The sequence below is a fragment of the Isoalcanivorax indicus genome, from assembly GCF_003259185.1.
GTDB classification, from domain to species: Bacteria; Pseudomonadota; Gammaproteobacteria; order Pseudomonadales; family Alcanivoracaceae; genus Isoalcanivorax; species Isoalcanivorax indicus.
The window spans coordinates 2,375,431-2,393,747 of the sequence record NZ_QGMP01000001.1 but is presented as its reverse complement, the minus strand read 5'-3'; the positions used below and the strand labels follow the sequence as shown (position 1 = coordinate 2,393,747).

General features: G+C 59.0%; 6 protein-coding genes and 1 pseudogene. 5 read left to right on the top strand and 2 right to left on the bottom strand.

What is annotated here, in order from left to right:
- Positions 1-192 precede the first annotated feature (192 nt).
- On the bottom strand, positions 193-417 hold the full coding sequence (locus tag DKW65_RS15905; protein WP_162925811.1) for a hypothetical protein: 225 nt from the start codon (positions 415-417) through the stop codon (positions 193-195).
- Here DKW65_RS15905 and DKW65_RS16155 point away from each other — a divergent pair.
- The 4 genes and pseudogenes from DKW65_RS16155 to DKW65_RS10785 form a co-directional block, all read left to right on the top strand.
- A pseudogene (locus DKW65_RS16155) lies at positions 346-3,606 on the top strand (right-handed parallel beta-helix repeat-containing protein); the annotation flags it as partial. The gene DKW65_RS15905 and the pseudogene DKW65_RS16155 sit on opposite strands and share 72 nt — an antisense overlap.
- 243 nt (positions 3,607-3,849) lie before the next feature.
- Complete coding sequence (locus DKW65_RS10800; protein WP_245932473.1) at positions 3,850-10,833, top strand: fibronectin type III domain-containing protein; 6,984 nt, start codon at positions 3,850-3,852, stop codon at positions 10,831-10,833.
- Positions 10,834-10,848: 15 nt separating this feature from the next.
- Positions 10,849-14,961: an RHS repeat-associated core domain-containing protein gene (locus DKW65_RS10795; protein ID WP_111657251.1), complete on the top strand. Its 4,113-nt coding sequence runs from the start codon at positions 10,849-10,851 to the stop codon at positions 14,959-14,961.
- A gap of 871 nt (positions 14,962-15,832) precedes the next feature.
- Positions 15,833-16,920, top strand: a protein-coding gene (locus DKW65_RS10785) for an IS3 family transposase (protein WP_245932472.1) whose coding sequence is annotated in 2 segments (ribosomal slippage) — positions 15,833-16,085 and positions 16,085-16,920 — 1,089 coding nt in all. Because the reading frame shifts where the segments join, the coding sequence is not laid out codon by codon here.
- Positions 16,921-17,118: 198 nt separating this feature from the next.
- Here the strand turns inward: DKW65_RS10785 and DKW65_RS10780 are convergent.
- Complete coding sequence (locus DKW65_RS10780; protein WP_111657250.1) at positions 17,119-17,475, bottom strand: glycine zipper family protein; 357 nt, start codon at positions 17,473-17,475, stop codon at positions 17,119-17,121.
- 201 nt (positions 17,476-17,676) lie between these two features.
- On the opposite strand from DKW65_RS10780, the gene DKW65_RS10775 reads away from it, so the two are divergent.
- Entirely contained in the window at positions 17,677-18,288 is a 612-nt protein-coding gene (locus tag DKW65_RS10775) for an OmpW/AlkL family protein (RefSeq protein ID WP_111657249.1), read from the top strand.
- The last annotated feature ends 29 nt before the right edge of the window (positions 18,289-18,317 follow it).

Sequence of the window (18,317 nt, the reverse complement as noted above, 5' to 3'; positions counted from 1 at the left end):
ACTCCGGCAGCAGATCCTGAGGAGCCGCCACAGCAGCACGAGACGCTGTTGGAGACAGGTTTAGCCGGGGGCTTTCATCTTTTTGCGGAAGATCCTCAAGCCGTGCGTTACCGGCTGGGGGTGCAATACGCCTGCGCGGAATCGGAAAAAGGGCTGCCATTGCAACACCGAGTACTGGGTGATGTGCAGGCACTACCGTTGACGATTCTGGAGAGCGATATCAGCCCGGGCGGCACCTATCGCCTGTATGGCGATATTGTGGATGCAAACGGTATGCCGGTATTCGACGGCACTGTTTTCGTGGACGGCCAGCAGCGCGGCAGGCTTATCAATGGCCGCGTCAGGATGGAGCTGGTCGCCGAAGAGCAAGCTCACGATATCTCTGTGAGTATTGTCGGGGACAATGGTTATCAGCATACGGAAACCCTGGCCGTTCCTGTCTCTCCGTCGTCTGCTGTGGTCTCCGGTCTGCACACCGTCGCCACGGCAGGGGGCATATCCCTGCGCTTCTCCCTGCCTAGCGGATACAGCCGGGTTCGAGTGATGCATCGCGCAGAAGGTGGTAGTTACCAAACCTGGATCGACGGAACCTGGTCAGGCCAGTCCACTCTCAGCACGACGCAGGGTGAGATCGTAGATTTTCTGATTGAGCCTTATCGTGAGGAATCCGGGCAGCGAATCTGGGGTGAAGCGCTGGGTTATCAGGCAAGGGCTGGCCTTGGCGGCAATCTTTCGGACCATACGCTTCAATGGGATAGGTCGGGCATAGGGCATATTCTGCCGTATCGGCTTGTCTCTGCTGCTTCGGTATCTGCCGAAAGCACACTGGATATTGCTGCGGGTAGCATTATTCAGTCGACAGCACGAAGCGTGAACTTGAGTGTAAGTGGAAACTTGACGGCGAGTGCACAAAGTGACGTTGGTCGCATCGTTTTTACGTCAGATTCCGAAATTCCGTTACGAGGAGATTGGGGGCATATTGATTTCCAGAATGGTAGCTCCGGGCTGTTACGTTATGTGATGGTGGAGTATGGCGGCGGGCAGGCACTCACAACAGGCAGCTCAGCTCATCAGGGAGCGGTGCGTATCAGAACGGCCTCCCCGGAGCTGGAGCATGTGCATATTCGATATGCGGGGCAGGGTTCGAACAATACAGCTGCTCAGGGGTATGGATTGTGGTTGTCAGGAAGCGGCGCGCCGATCATCCAGCATAGCGTTATCGAGAGCGCCCAAACCTATGGGCTGTATTCAGAATCCACTGGCAGTTTTACGTTCAGGGATAATGAGGTTATCTACTCGGCCAGCGTTGGGTTGGTTAATTATTCTTCCAGCCATGCGCCGGTGATTCTGGGAAATGCCTACGCTGGCAACGGTCGGCGTGATGCGCTTGAGGTGCAAGGCACTATTGATGCGGAGGTTGTCTGGAATTCGGATGTCCGGCTCGTCGGCAGGGTTATTGTTGGTGCATCCGGAGTGTTGTCGATTCGTCCAGGCGTCACCGTATACGGGAATAACCGTTCGGCCTATCTGGATGTATATGGCAGCCTCATTGCTGATGGTGAAAATGAGGATGGGCGTATCGTTTTTACCTCTTCTTCTGAGGTGCCATCACGAGGGGATTGGGGGTACATTGATTTCCATAATGGCAGCTCTGGGTTGTTGCGTTATGTGACGGTGGAGTATGGCGGTGGGCAGGCACTCACAACCGGTAGCACTGCTCATCGGGGAGCGGTGCGTATCAGAACGGCCTCCCCGGAGCTGGAGCATGTGCATATTCGATATGCGGGGCAGGGTTCGAACAATACAGCTGCTCAGGGGTATGGATTGTGGTTGTCAGGAAGCGGCGCGCCGATCATCCAGCATAGCGTTATCGAGAGCGCCCAAACCTATGGGCTGTATTCAGAATCCACTGGCAGTTTTACGTTCAGGGATAATGAGGTTATCAGCTCGGCCAGCGTTGGGTTGGTTAATTATTCTTCCGGCCATGCGCCGATGATCCTGGGTAATGCCTATGCTGGAAACGGTCGGCGTGATGCGCTTGAGGTGCAAGGCGCTATTGATGCGGAGGTTGTTTGGGACTCGGATGTCCGGCTCGTCGGCAGGGTTATCGTTGGTGCATCCGGAGCATTGTCGATTCGTCCAGGCGTCACCGTATACGGGAATGACCACTGGACCTATCTGGATGTATACGGCAGCCTGACTGCTGATGGGGAAGATGAGGAAGGGCGTATTATTTTTACCTCTTCTTTTGAAGTTCCCTCACGAGGAGATTGGGGGTACATTGATTTCCGTAATGGCAGCTCTGGGTTGTTACGTTATGTGACGGTAGAGTATGGCGGTGGGCAGGCAACCTCAACAGGTAGCACTGCTCATCGGGGGGCGGTGCGGATCAGAACAGCGTCCCCGGAGCTGGAGCATGTGCATATTCGATATGCGGGGCAGGGTCCGAATAATACCGCTGCTCAGGGGTATGGATTGTGGTTGTCAGGAAGCGGCGCGCCGATTATCCAGCATAGTGTTATCGAGGGCGCCCAAACCTATGGGCTGTATTCAGAATCCACTGGCAGTTTTACGTTCAGGGATAATGAGGTTGTCAACTCGGCCAGCGTTGGATGGGTTAATTATTCTTCCAGCCATGCGCCGGTGATCCTGGGGAATACCTACACAGGCAACGGTCGGCGAGATGCACTTGAAATACAAGGCACTATTGACGCTGAGGTTACCTGGGACTCAGACGTTAGTCTGACCGGAAGAATGGTGATTCGTGCAACCGCAGTATTGTCGATTCGTCCAGGCGTCACCGTTTATGGAAATGACCGCTGGACCTATCTGGATGTATACGGCAGCCTGATTGCTGATGGTGGAAATGAGGAAGGGCGTGTTGTTTTTACTTCTTCTTCAGAGGTCCCGGAACAAGGAGATTGGGGCCATATTGATTTCCATAATGGAAGCTCCGGGTTGTTACGTTATGTGACGGTAGAGTATGGGGGGGGGCAGGCAACCTCAACAGGTAGTACTGCTCATCGGGGAGCGGTGCGGATCAGAACGGCGTCCCCGGAGCTGGAGCATGTGCGTATTCGATATGCGGGGCAGGGCTCGAACAATACGACTGCTCAGGGGTATGGCTTGTGGTTGTCAGGCTCCTCCTCGCCACTGGTTAAAGGCTGCGAGATAACTCATGCTCAGACTTGGGCCGTTTATAATGCAGGGGCGCCGGTAACTCTTGATCAATGCTTGATAGCTAACAATGGTGGTGGTGTCTATGCAGAATCAGCCAGCGCTCAGGTTGACGCCCGCACCGTTGATTGGGGTCACCCCAGTGGCCCCTATCATCCCGTTCAGAACCCGGATGGTCAGGCTAACCGAATCAGTGACCATGTGCTTTTTTCCTGGGGCACTGCTGAATCCCCGGTCTTTTCTCTGCCGTCGGATCGCTACTTCACGCCGCAACAGCTCTCGATTTCTGAACCCTCGGGTGAAGGGGTTATCCGCTATACCCTGGATGGCAGTGACCCCACATCTGAATCATCGATATATCAACAGCCGTTCGAAATAGGCATGGATGAGCTGCTTCAGGTGCGCGCTCGTGTGTACCGATCCGGTTGGTTGGCCTCGCAGATCGAGGAGGCAATTATCCATGTTGAGGACCCTCAATCGCTGCTTCACGTCACTGGAGTGGCAGGTTCGCCGGTAACAGCGGGCCCCGTGACATATCTGGATGTGCGTTTCAACAAGCCACTGGATTTGACCTCGGCTTCTCAGGGTCAGCTTCGTATTGATGGGGTTGCCTCGTTATCTCATGCAGAGCGGTTGTCCACCCTGCGGTACCGCTTCCATTTGATCTCGTCCTTGACAGCCGAAGGCGAGTACCTGCTCAGCGTAGGCCCCGGCTTGCTGTCGGAATCCGGCCACGGCATGGATCAGTCCGGTGATGGTCAGCCTGGCCAGCCGGATGATGTGTTCCAGACCACCGTGCAGATCAAGACGACACCCCCGCCTGCGCCGCAGGTAGCGCAATGGCAGGTGGATGGTCAGGTCAATATCACATCGCAAACCGCCGTGACGCTGCAAGGCACTGCGGAGGCGCACAGCACCGTATTCCTGGGGGAGGTGGCTGTGTCGACATCGCCCTCCGGTAGCTGGCAGACGGAATTGCCGCTTACCGAAGGCATGAACTCTTTCAGCCTGACGGCGGTGGATCAGGCGGGCAATGTTTCGCCTGCAACGGTGCTGGCGTTCCTGCGTGACACGACCGCGCCGCAGATTATCGGTGTGCAGCCGGATGGCTTTATCAATATCGCGCCGGACTATATCGAAGTGTTGGCGATCGAGGACGGGGCCGGCCTGAGCCTGAGTCAGTCCTGGGTGCGTCTGATGCGCGACGGTGTGCAGTTGCAGGGCCAGCTTGCGGTGTCGGATGCCGGTGTGGTGTTTGTGCCAGGCATTTCCCTGCCACAGGGCGAATACTCGATCTCGGTGATGTTGCAGGATCTTGCGGGTAATCAGAGTGCCGTGCAGTCCGCAGCCTTTACGCTGGACACTACACCGCCACCGCCGCCGGTGATCGATCCGGTGCCGGTGTCCGTAACGGACGAAGCGCTGCAACTTACCGGAACGCGCGAAGCCTACGCCGCTATCGTGATGGGCGCGGGCGCCGAAACGGTGGTGGGCCACGGTGAGTCGGAGCAGTGGTCTTACACTGTGCATCTGGAGCCGGGCCCGAACGAGCTGGTATTCCGGGCCATGGACCGGGCGGGCAACCTCAGCGAACCGGTCACGGTCACCGTGCGTTATGACAATGAGCCTCCCGCGCCGGTTGCGGTCAGTGTTGAGCCCGAGGGGCGGGGCACAGATGTGGGGCTGTCCTGGGCGGGTTATGACGAAGCCGGGCAGAGCAGCACGGTGGTGCAGTACCGTATCTATCGCGCCGCAGCAGGTTTTACGGACATTGCACAAGCTGAGTATGTGACCAGCTTGCCAGCAGGCGCGCGTGAGTATCGCCTGACCGGTTTGCCGCGCAACCTGCCGGTATTTGTCGCGGTGGTTGCGGTGGACACCCACGGTTTCCTGGATTCGCAGGTGCAGTCGGTGGGCGCCACACCGGTGGATATTCGTCCGCCGGAGCGGCCGGGCGTGTTGCAGGTGGAAAGTCGGCATGACGCGTTGCTGGTCAGCTGGGCCCCCTCTGCAGACACAGATGGCGACCTGAAACACTATCGGGTTTACCTGGGCGGCGAACTGCATGCCGAAACGTCAGAAACGTCCCTGCTGATCGACGGGCTTGCGGCGGCAACACGGCATGATGTGGCGGTCACGGCTGTGGATCATGATGGCAACGCTTCACCGTCGCGCACCAATCCGGGCGTCACGCTATTGGCCAACCCCGTGCTGACCGAGGGTGTACCGGGCATGTCGCGGGCCATCCTGCAATGGCAGCCCACTGAACCCGGTGACCTGGTGGCGCGCCAGCGCATTTATGTGGCGGATGCGGCCTTCACCGATATAGCCGAAGCCACGCCGGTGCTGACGGTGGCGGCAAACCGCGTTCAGGCCACCGTGACGGGTTTGCAGAATGACCGCACCTACTACCTGGCCGTGGCGGCTGAGAACCTGTCGGGCGGCATCAATCCGGTCGTGAATTCCATCGCCGTCACGCCGGAAGAAGATACAGACGGGCCGGAAATCACCAGTGCCTTCTTTGATGCGGAGGCATTGCAGCCGGGGTTGGTCATCACCCGTCGCGGCACGCTGCGCTTTACCGCGCAAGATGAATCCGGTGTGGCGAGTATCGCCGCCTGGTTCGGGGAGACGGCGCTGGGCACCGCGCGCAGCGGGCCGGAGTACCGTATCAGTGTGTCGACCCCGAACTTCGAGGATGGCGAACAGCTTCTGCGTGTCAGTGCCACGGACACGCTGGGCAATGTGAGCGAGCACACCTGGCCAGTGAGTATTCTGCTGGACCCGGCAGAGCCCGCCATGATTACTGCGCCCAGCAATGGCCTGATGACCGCAGACGAGCAGATTGCACTGCGGTTGGCGGGTGAGGCCGGTACGGTCGTCACCGTGCAGGTGAACGGTGCTGACCAGATTACGGCGCAACCGCTCGACAGCCGCGGTGAATACCGGGGCGAGATCCTGTTGCAGGAGGGCGAAAACCAGATCAGTGTGCGTTCGCGTTATGCCAACCGCACGCAATTTGGTGAGCCTTCGGAAGTAGTGGTGGTGACGCTGGATTCCGTGGTGCCGGATCGACCCTCCGGTCTCACCGCGCGCTCGCGCCCCGGCCGCCAGGTGGATCTGGCCTGGATCGGCCAGACCGACAGCATTGCCGGTTTCAATGTCTACCGCGCCATGACGGCGGACATGCCCTTGCAGGCGGCCACAAAAGTGAATGCGCAGCCCATTACGCGCAACGAGCTGGCCGATATCCCGCCGTTTGATGACACCTACTTCTACCGGGTGACGGCGGTCGGCATTACCGGGCTTGAAAGCGCGCCCACGTCGCCGGTTCAGGCGGTGGCTGATGGCACCCCGCCCACGCTGGAGGCGGTCACCTACACGCCGCAAGGCGCGCACGATCCGGAGACACAGCGCATTGGTGTTGGCCGACTGGATGTGAGTTTGCTGTTCTCCGAACCGTTGCGAGCGGTGCCGTACACCGCGCTGCTGATCGAAGGTCTGGTGCCCATTCCCGTTACGCTGCAACGTGATGCGCAAAACGATCGACGGTACCACGGCCATATCACCGTGCACCCGCATACGCCATCCGGTCGCGTCACGGTGTCCAGCACGGCGGTGGATGTCATCGGTAACCGTGCAGCGCTCACCTACAGCGACAACGCGCCGTGGATCGACACGGATGGCCCGGCACTGGATACCTTGCAGGTCATGCCGGGCTCCCCGATTGACAACAATCCGTCCGACAGCGGCGGTCTGAATCGGGTGCTGGTCACCGCAGCGGCGGACGCTGAACTGGTGGGTGAGCCGGTGCTGGTGCCGCATATTGATGATGTGCCCGTTAGCGGTTACGCGTCGGGCCTGTCGCTGCTCTCGGAAATTGATCCGCACACCGGCCGCCGCCACTGGTCCGGCACCTTTGACCTGCCCGCTGAGGCCGGGCTGGACAGTGCAGGCGATCCTGCGGTGCAGCGCTTGTCGTTCACCTGGCAGGCGGAAGACGCGCTGGGTAACAGCTCCGAGCGTATAACGGCCCACAATGCCTTCCAGGTCTATCAGGGTGATCTGCCGCCCTTCGAGGCCCCCCGCGATCTGGTGGGCCATGCTCGGGCAGGTGGCGAGATTGCCCTGTCCTGGACGCTGGATGGGGAAAACCATGGCGTGCGCGTGTTCCGGCGCGGGCCCGGTGAGTCGGCAGCGGTGGCGGTGCTGGATCTACCCGCCGACACGGCGGCCTGGCGCGATACCGGCGCGCATGGCTTTGCCGCCGCAGACCGCGACGGCTTGCAGGAAGGCACTTACATCTACGCCGTGGCGACCTTGCGTCAGGTGGGGGATGACGAAGCCGAAAGTGGCCGCAGTAACGAAGTGTCGGTGGACGCCGATGCGACACCACCGCAGGCGCCGGAAGGCCTGGACGCTACGGTGCAGGACACCGGCGTGGAACTGACCTGGACGCATGCCGAGCCTGCTTCGGTCGCGACCTATCGCGTCTACCGTCTGGCGACGCCGTTGCAAGGCGAGGCGCTGCCGGATGAAGACGCGCTGGTGGCCACCCCGGCCGACACCACCTGGCAGGACCCGCAGCCCAGCGAACTGACCCGCTACTACCAGGTGGCGGCGGAAGATGCGGCCGGCAATATCTCCCCGCTCAGTGAGCCCGTGCATGTGAGCGACGCCGTATTGCCGCTGGCCGACGTGGAGGCACATCGCGACGGTGATCGTCTGACGTTGCACTGGCGCCACGATAGCGAAGCGGTGCACAGCTACCATGTGTTGACCGGCGCGAGTGATCGGCCGCTGACCCCGCCGGGAGGCCTGGTGGCCGGGCAGGGCCAGTACACCGTAACCGACGAAGACTATCAGCCTGATCCGCAGGGGCGTCGTTACCGTATCGAAGCGCGTACGCAAGACGGAGAGGTGTTGCGCGCGCGTGAGTGGCAAGTGCCGGATCTGCGTATCACCCTGGGCGAGATGTCCGGGCCGCTGGGGGATCGCATTCACAACCGTGTGCCGTTGCGTGTCAGCCATCGTGGGCCTGCTCCGGTGACGGCGGTGACCGCCTGGCTGCACGATGCCACCGAGGCCACAGACCGTGTCAGCACCCTGGTGCCGGGCGATACAGCAGAGTTGGCCCTGCCACTGGCCGCTGCCGAAGGTCTGACCCCGGGCACCACCACTGTGCAGGCGATGATCACCGCAACACTGGCTGACGGCACCCGGTTGCATATGCCGTTTGCCGCCGATGTGCCGGTGGAGGCGCGCCGCTACCAGGCGGATGTCGAAGTGGCGGGCCTGCAGAAGGTCTCGCAGGGCACACTGCGGCTGGTGCTGCGCAACCCGGGCGCGTTGCCGGTGGAAGTGGAAACGGCACGCCACAACGGCAGCCGCCCCTCGCAAACCGCCTTTATCGAGCTGCGCGACGTAGACGATGACAGCCTGCTGATGCGCCAGCCTGTGCATCTGGCCACGGGTAATGTTGTGACACGCACCGACGGCGTGACGGTGGCGAGGGTCTATCCCGGTGAGGAGTTCGTGTCCTCCGCGCTGGAAATCAGCACCGCCGCTATTACTCAGGACGATGTGCGTGTGGTGCTGGATATTACGGCCACCGAGCATCGTCATCAGGGCCTGGTCAGTGTCATGGCACCGGGCATGCGCGCCTCCCGTCAGGTGTCGACGCGGGATCTGCCGTATCAGCCGCGTATCGATACCCTGACCCCGACCGCACTGACCTGGGTGGAAGGTGAAGACAACGAGGTACTGATTCAGGGTGATGCCTGGTCAGAAAACTCAGGCGCGGCCCTGGCCGATGTGCCCGTGCAACTGGTGCTGGACAACAATGGCTTCGAACGTGTGCGCACCGTCACCACGGATGCGCAGGGCCGCTTCAGCTATCGTTTCCGGCCCACGCTTCAGGATGCCGGTGTTTATACGGTATCGGCCATTTATCCCGGCAGCGCACTGCGCAGCAGCGAGCACACCTTCACGGTGGGCGGTATCGCCGTGCAGCCCACGCGCCTGCAAGGCAATCTGCCGCGTGACTACCGGCAGGCCATTCCGGTGGAGTTGCGCAACGTCGGCACCGAAACCGTGGAAGGCCTGCACTGGCAGATCGGCAGTGGCATTCCCGATGGCGTCAGCCTGGAACTGGGTGAACCGATCACGCTGGCGCCGGGCGAGCGGCATCGCTGGACCCTGTACGCTACCGCGAGCGACAGCCCGGGGGCTCAGGGCCAGATTCCGCTGGTGTTGCGTGACCATACAGGCCAGCGTTTGTCGTCCATCAACCTGAGTTACCAGATTGTCGCCTCGGCCCCGGCGCTGCGGGCAGGCCGGCCCTATTTGCAGTTGGGCACCCGCGCCGGGGAATACACCAGCGAACAGATGCTGGTGACCAACATGGGGCACGGCGCGCTGGCCAATCCACGTGTGAGCCTGGTTAACACCTCTGGCAGCGGCAGTGCGCCCGCCTGGATCAGTGCAGTGGCCCATTTGCCGGCCGCACTGGAAGCGGGCAGCAGCCTGGGCATTACCGTGTCGGCCAACCCTGGCGAACTGGTGGGTGAAGGCGAGTACGAATACCGCCTGCGGATCACCGGCGATAATCTGGCGCCGTTCGATATTCCTGTCTATGTGGTAGTCACCAACGCGGATACCGGCGGCTTTATTTTCCATGCCTCGGATATCTACACCGCCACACTGGATGAATACGGCAATCCGATTCCCGGACTGGAAGGCGCGCGCATCAGCTTGCAGAACGTCAATGTGCTCAGCGAGACCTACCAGGCCACCACAGACAGCTTCGGCCTGGCGGAATTCGATGACCTGCCGGTGGGGCAGTACTACTACCGCGCCAGCGCACCAAATCGTGAGGCTCGATCGGGGCATATCTGGGTGCGCCCCGGCGTCACCGGCAATCAGGACGTCTTCCTGCTGAATCAGCTGGTGACCATCGAGTGGTCGGTTGAGGAAATTACCCTTCAGGACCAGTACGACATCGTGCTGCGCGCCGTGTTTGAAACCAATGTGCCCGCCGCCGTGGTGGTGATGGAACCGGCCAGCGTGCAGCTGCCGCCCATGCGGGAAGGCGATGTGTTCCAGGGCGAACTCCGCTTGACCAACTACGGCCTGATCCGCGCGGAGAACGTGCAGGCGGATCTGAACCTGAGCAACGAGTGGTATCGCCTGGAGTTTATGACGACGCCCCCGGCCGAGTTGGAAGCCGGGCAGGTGGTGGTGATGCCCTATCGCGTGACCGCATTGCAGGATGTTGGCCAGACCAGCAACGAGATCGCCTCGGTGCTGCTGGAGGATCGCAGCCTGGCTGCCAGTCGTCAGATGGCACTGTACGGACTCATGTCGCAGCAGGTCTCCACATCAGGCAGCAATTGCCGTAACCCCACTCCGCTGCGCCCCCGGGTGACGTGTGAATACGAGTGCGCCAATGGTGAGCGGGTGTCTACGAGCGCTTCCAGCAGCATCAGCGGGCGGCAGCGTAACAGCTGTTCTGGCGGCAGCATCGGTGGGGGTGCCGGTGGCGGTTGGGGTGGTGGTAGCGGCGGGGGCGGTGTCGGCAGCCGTCCGGCGCCCAGTGCCCCGCCCAACCCGGGTGGTTGCGGTTGCGATGGCTGCGGCCCGCCTGATGGCTGCTGAGGGCGAGGCAAGACGATGAGCATTACAACGAATACAGAAAAACGGGAAGGGATCATGCGCAGGATGACATTGAAGGGATCATGGAAAGGCTGGCTCGGCAGCATCTGCCTGCTGGTGGCGGCACCGCTTTACGCCGCGCCCGGTATCGAGCACGACTTTGATGTCGCCAGCGAGACCCGCAACGGCCTGCTGCGCATGGAAGCGCAGGATATTCGCGTCAAGGTGATGGGCGGTTATCTCCACAGCAGCCGCACCTGGATTGGTGGCCGCTGGGAATTCAACCGCCGCTGGGCGCCGGTCACCGACCAGAGCCATGAGGCCCAGGTGCAGATCGGCAGCGTATTGCTCCACCGCCCGGGCATCGTGGATGACCTGGCTACAACCTTGCGCAACGGCGTGTTCCGCGCAGGCTTCGGTTATTACCCCTTGCCCGGATCAGTGACCGAGGACAACCCGGTGCTCTACCGCACCCAGAACCCCGGCACCGGCAGCAGCGGCGTGAACTACGCCGACAGCCTGCGCCGCGAGGGCGACCTTCTGCGTTGGCGCGGCCCCAACCACGACACCATGGACTACGACCTGAATGGTCAAACCCAGGCGTTTGCAGACCGTTATGGCAACCGCAACACTCTGCATTACGACAGCGCCGGCAACCTTGTGGCGGTACGCGATACCTTCGATAAAGTGATCCTGACCTTCGAATACGAAAGCGTGACCTTCCAGCAGGGCGAAGGCGTGAGCGACGTATATCACCGTCCCGTGGCAGTAGAGGATTACACCGGCCGACGCGTCAGTTATCACTACGATTCAGACCATCGCCTGGTGCGCGTGAACGACGTGCTGGGTCACGACTGGCTTTACGCGTATAACAGCCAGGGACATATCACCAGCGTGACCGACCCGGAAGGCCGCGCCAGCACGATTGAAGTAAACGATGCGGGCCTGATGACCCGCCTGGTCAACCCGGATGGCCACGCCACACGTTTCAGCAACTCCGGCGAGGCCGATACCTTTATTCAGATTCGTCGCGAACCGGATGGCCGCACCGTGGAAACCCGCTACAACGCCCTGGGCGCGGTCGCCGCACGCATCGTTAACGGCGAAACCGAATTCTCCGTGCGCAGCTTTCTCAGTGACGGGGAAGAAGTAGCCGTAGGCGGCGCCCCGGCCGGGCTATACGGCGATGAATCCACCCGCGCCGAACGCCCCGCCAATATTCGCAACAGCGACGCTGGCAAACCGGCTGCCTACCTGGCCCGCACCGAACGCACAGATCGTTATGGTGAAACCCTGACTACCTGGTTTGACGAACGCCGCAACGTGATTCGCCGCCACCGCAGCAGCGATGGTGCAGAGCAACATACGCAATGGCACCCGGTACACCACCAGCGCACCCGCCATACCGATTGGGATGGCACCGTCAGCACCTGGGAATACGACGAGCATGGCGCCCTGACGCGCCAGGTGCTGGCTGCCGACACCTCGGATGAGCAAGTGACCACCTACACCCGCGACAGTCATGGGCAATTGTTGTCTGTGCTATACCGCAGCAGCGGCGACACCCCGGATGCTCTGTACGTCTATGAGTACGACGACCACGGAAATCGCATTCGCATTACGGCGCCGGATAATGAAGTGACTGCGTTTGTGCATCCCGAGCACGGTGGGTTTGATGCGTTGGGTAACCCGTCGGTGTATGTGGACGCGCGCGGGCCGATATCCCGGTATGAGTATGATGCTGCAGGCAAATTATTGGGTGAAACAGACCCACTGGACCGTATCACCGAACACCACTACAACACAGCGGGTGACAAGACCGGTATGACTCTTCCCAATGGCGCAACAAGCCAGTGGGAGGTCGACGGCGCCGGGCGGCCACTGAGCATTACGGATGCGTTGGGTCACAAGACAGTATTCGAGTATGACGAGAACGGACGCATGCTTGGCGTGAGGCTTCCCAGTGGCGCCATGACACAGCAGCAGTATGACGCAGAAGGGCGCCTGGCCCAGGAAACGGATGCCTCGGGAAACAGTATTCGTTATCACTATGACGGAGAGCGCCTGACGGCCGTCGACTATCCAACCTATAGTGAAGCATTCACGCTGGACGAAATGGGCCGGATCACACGGATAGATACCACCAGCGAGATAGGGCAGATCAGCCAGACTCGGCGTGTGGGTTACGATACTGCGGGCAACCCCGTCACGGAGCTGGACGCTGAAGGCCTGGAGACAGTGACCTCCTACGACGCCTTGCAGCGCCCGATACGTATGGTCGATGCCATCGGTGGTATGACACGGCTTGAATTCGATGCGCGCGATAATCTGATCGCGGTCACTGATCCGGAAGGAAGCACTACCACCTTTACTTATGATGCTCATGGACGTTTATCAAGAGAAACTCGCCCCGGAGGCGAAACGCGTGACTATACTTATTACCCCGGTGGTTTGCGCAAGAGTGAAATAAATGGCATGGGCCAGATCACTCATTATAGCTATGACGATGCTGGCCAACTGATCGCAGTCAACTATTACGCCAGCCCGCAAGCAAAAGACCAGAACACACCAGGGCGCACCTCGTCCTTCGAGTACAACGCCCTGGGCCTACTGACGGCTTATAGCGACCAGCAGGATGGCAGTACAGTAAGTAGTGGTAGCTATGCATATGATCTTCTGGGGCGTGTCACGGAAGTAACCGTCAACTACGGTCCATTCAGCAAAACGCACAGCTATACGTATGATCAGGATGGCCGTAAAGCCACCTATACGAACCCGGAGGGTGTGACCTATACCTACACGTGGACTCCGGATGGTGACTTCCAGAGCCTGACTATTCCCGGCGAAGGCACTATAGCGGTAACGGAGTACCAATGGCGCACTCCCATTGAAACGGTATATCCCGGCGGCACGCGAATCCGTCATGATGTAGATGGCCTGCTGCGTCCCGGTACAACAGAACTACTGGACGCAGCGGACACACCGCGTGCCTACAGAAGCTACCAGTACAATAGTGAAAATCACATTGTCCGTATCGATTCCGAAACAGGGGAGCATCTGTACACCTATGACGAGCTATATCGTTTGATTGAAGCCCGGTTCGCAGAAGATATGGGGTTGCAGAACGAGTCGTACACCTATGATGGTGTGGCCAATCGCTTGACAGAAGGTGGTGGTGAGCCTTGGGAATATAATGAAAATCATCAATTGATCAGCAAGCCCGGAGCCACCTTCGAGTACGATGCAAACGGACATACCGTGCGCAAAGTCGAGCAGGATGGCACGGTTACGCTATACGAATATGATCTTGCCGAGCGTCTGCGGCAGGTTCGGATTGAGGGCGGTGCGATACTGGGAAGCTACCGCTATGATCCGTTCGGTCGGCGAGTAAGTAAGACTACTCAAGAAGGAACAATTTACTTCCACTACGATGATAGCGGCCTATTGGCGGAATACGATGATAATGGATCGCTGATTGCCGAATATCAATATTGGCCTAATAGTATGTGGATGACAGATCCCTTGTTCAGGCGGGACGGTGAGGATTATAGTATCGGTTATTACTATGCAGGCCATATCGGCCAGCCACTGAAGCTTTTCGGCAGAGGGGGAGAGGTGATCTGGGGCGCATATTGGCAAGCTTTTGGATCGGTGGAGATTTATATAGAGAAAGTCAGCAACCCTATCAGGTTCCCGGGGCAATATTATGACGAAGAGAAAGGGCTTCTTTATAATTTTCATCGTGAGTATAGCGGTAGTCTAGGGCGTTATATGCAAAGTGATCCAATTGGTATTGGCGGCGGAGTGAATTATTACATATACGCGGAGAGTAATCCTATTAGTAGGTTCGATGATGATGGAATGAGAGCAAAGCCTTGGGATCATGCCGTTTATCCACCCACTCATAATTGTTCATGTATGGAGAATTGCATGAAGTCAGAGTCGAGTGGTAGTGCTCTTTGCAATCTCATCCCCGGAAAGGAAGTAAAACCTTTCGGGATACCAATCCAGATCAATCCTGCAAAGCGCGCATGTCAGGTGGCCAGCAAAGGCATAAAATGTGATATGGAATGCTCTGATTTTTGCAGGTGTGAATGCCCTCCCTGTGGCGACAGTCCTTATCCAGATTAATTGATTTTTTTGGTGTTGTTTATATGAAATGCCATGTGCTTAGGAATGTTTTTTATGTTGCGGCTTCATTTTTGTATGCCTTTGTCTTTGAGAGGTTGATGTCTGCATATTATTCATTTAGTCCGAACCTTTTTGGGTGGCCTCCGTTGGGGGTGATGCTGTGCGTGATGGTATGCTCTGCATTATTCTATTTTCTCATGGAATTGTCTCGTTCTGGGTACTCCTTGTTTTTCTCGTTTTTTTGCTCTTTCTCATCTTTGGTTTATTTGTACTTTGTAATACCAGGTGACTATGGCATACTTTTTATTAGGTCTCTAATGCACCTTGATTCATTTTCCAGTATTTTGTTTATATCTTTCATTCCTTCTTTTTTTGTTTTATTTTCTGGCACGTCACCTGTAAAAAAATGAAGGTGTAGAGTGTTATTCTACCAGCAGCACCGAGGGCAGCTATATAATAAGGGGTTGATGCTTTCAACAAGCCTAGACACCCACCATTTAGCCAATGGTTGACATTCTTTCTGGCATTAGGCTGATGCACCTCGCCCTGGAAGGTGTTTAGGCTTGGTTATGACAGCAAGGAGGCCGTCATGCCCAGAGCACGAAGCCAGCAGGTGTTGCTGGATGCGACGCCGTACTATCACTGTATCAGCCGCTGTGTGCGGCGCGCCTTTCTCTGTGGTGAAGACCACTTCAGCGGCCATTCCTAGGCGCATCGCAAGGCGTTGGTGGTGGAGCGCGTGGCGGAGCTTGGGGAGGTGTTTGCCGTGGATGTCTTCGCCTATACCGTGATGTCGAATGGTAATCCCCCCGAAAAGTAAGGGTGCTCAAAAGTAGAATTTTCTCGTAACCTATGACGAAGGAGATTCTGCATGAAGAAGTCACGTTTTTCGGACAGCCAGATACTGGCGATCCTCAAGCAAGCCGAGTCCGGGGTGCCGGTGCCGGAGCTGTGCCGTGAGCACGGCATGAGCAGCGCCAGCTTCTACAAATGGCGCGCCAAGTACGGCGGTATGGACGCCTCCCTGATGGCACGCCTGAAGGAGCTGGAGGATGAGAACCGGCGCCTGAAGAAGATGTATGCCGAGGAAAGGCTGAAGTCCGAGCTGCGCAAGGAAGCCCTCGAGAAAAAGTGGTGAAGCCTTCCCTGCGACGCACGCTGGCGAGGGAGGCTGTCACCGAACGTGGCGTTAGCATTCGGCTGGCCTGCGAAACCTACGGCATCAGTGAGACCTGCTACCGATACCAGCCACTGCGGAGCGACGAGAACGCCGAGATCGCTGACTGGCTGGTTCGGCTGACCGCTAATCAGCGTAACTGGGGATTCGGCCTGTGCTTCCTGTTCCTGCGCAACGTCAAGGGTTACGGCTGGAATCACAAGCGGGTCTACCGCATCTACCGGGAGCTGGAGCTGAACCTGCGTATCAAGCCGAAGAAGCGCATCGTACGGGAGAAGCCAGAGCCGCTGACAGAGCCTAGGGCCATCAACGAATGCTGGTCGATGGACTTCATGCACGACCAGCTTGAGGATGGTCGCAGCTATCGCCTATTCAATGTGCTGGATGACTTCAACCGCGAAGGCCTGGCCATTGAGGTGGACCTGTCCTTGCCCTCGGAGCGGGTGATCCGCGCACTGGATCAGATCATCGAGTGGCGGGGCCAGCCCCGGGCGCTGCGCTGCGACAACGGCCCGGAGTACATCAGTGGCGCCTTGTCGGCCTGGGCGCTGCAGCGCGGCATCCGGCTTGAATACATCCAGCCGGGAAAGCCTCAGCAGAACGCCTATATCGAGCGCTACAACCGGACCGTACGCTACGACTGGCTGGCGCAGTATCTGTTCGGATCCATTGAACAGGTTCAGGAATTTGCCACGCGATGGCTTTGGACTTATAACAACGAACGGCCGAATATGGCCTTGGGAGGCATTACCCCCAAACAGAAGTTGGCCATGGTGGCCTGATTCTACTTCTGGGTGCCGTTAAAAAGGGGGGGATTACCCTATCGCTCATCGGCTGCTAGCTGCAGGCAGTAATGATAACCGGCTGCCGTTGTCGGCACTGGCATGCCGCAAGTCCATTGCCCCAGGTGGGCAAACACACATAGCAAAGCTGAAAAGCCGAGTGCCTGAACCGGCGTTTGACTCCAGCTTAGTCACCACCTAATTCAAAACCCGATACCCCCTCCCCGTCATACAATTCCGCATCACCCGCCGCTTCTCCTGCTCCGCATCCCCGGCCCGGCTTGCGCCGCCAATCACGGCGCCACCGCCTGCGCCGCGTGCGGCGGAGCTGCGATTTCCGAAGATCGCGCCCAGAGCGCCGCCAACAATAGCACCGCCCACAGCCCCTTCGGCGGCGTCACCGCCGGTAGAGACTTGAGCAGCGATGCGCTCGCAATCCGCCAGGTCGCGCTGGTAGGCGGCCTGATCAACGCCCTGGTCATCAACAATGATGCGTTTGGATGAAGCGCAGGCTGCCAGGCTGAGGGCGGCAGCAATCACAAGCAGGTAGCGCATGGCGCGGCTCCGGTTCCGGGTATCTGGATTCATCATATATGGACTGGTGTTACAGGCCGAAGGTTTCCTGATCTGTGTCATGGTTTTTCCATGATTCAGCGGTCCCGCGACGCTCGCCTTGATCCGGGTCAACGTTGCACGCGGGGTGCCCGCCCATGCTGTCTCCGCCCGCTGTCGGGTATCAGGAAAAGGAGAAACAGCATGAAGATGGGCAAGTATCTGCAACTCACGCTGGTCAGCACGGCAGTGCTTTTTTCTGGCGCGGCTATGGCCGGGGACTGGATTGTGCGGGGCGGGGTGCACCATATCGAGCCGTCGTCGGACAACGGTCAGGCGGCGGGGATGGATCTGGATATCGGCAGTAATACGCGCCCCAGCGTCAGCCTCACCTGGATGGCCAGCGATCGTGTGGGGGTGGAGGTGCTGGGTGCGGTGCCGTTCCGCCACAAGATTGATCTGGAAGGAGTGGGTAATGTGGGTTCCACGCGGCATCTGCCGCCCACGGTGTCGGTGCAGTATCACTTCCTGCCGGGGGCGATGATCCAGCCGTATGCGTCGGTGGGTCTGAACTACACCCGCTTTTTCCACACGCGCACCACGGGGGCCTTGTCCGGCAGCCGACTGAAACTTGAGGACTCCTGGGGGCTGGCGGGTCAGGTGGGGGTGGATGTCCCGCTGAGTGAGCGCTGGCTGGTCGGCGCGGATGTGCGCCATATGGATATCGACAGCGATGTGAAGCTGGATGGTGCCAAGGTAGGCAAGGCGAATATCGACCCGTGGGCCTATGGGCTCTACGTGGGCTATCGCTTCTGAGAAAAAAGTAGCGGGGCACTCGGGCTGAT

What these genes read in the sequence shown, in the direction of transcription:
- DKW65_RS15905 (WP_162925811.1), bottom strand. Translation starts at nt 417, where the DNA reads ATGCTGATAACCATTGTCCCCGACAATACTCACAGAGATATCGTGAGC.
- DKW65_RS10795 (WP_111657251.1), top strand. Translation starts at nt 10,849, where the DNA reads ATGAGCATTACAACGAATACAGAAAAACGGGAAGGGATCATGCGCAGG.
- DKW65_RS10780 (WP_111657250.1), bottom strand. Translation starts at nt 17,475, where the DNA reads ATGCGCTACCTGCTTGTGATTGCTGCCGCCCTCAGCCTGGCAGCCTGC.
- DKW65_RS10775 (WP_111657249.1), top strand. Translation starts at nt 17,677, where the DNA reads ATGAAGATGGGCAAGTATCTGCAACTCACGCTGGTCAGCACGGCAGTG.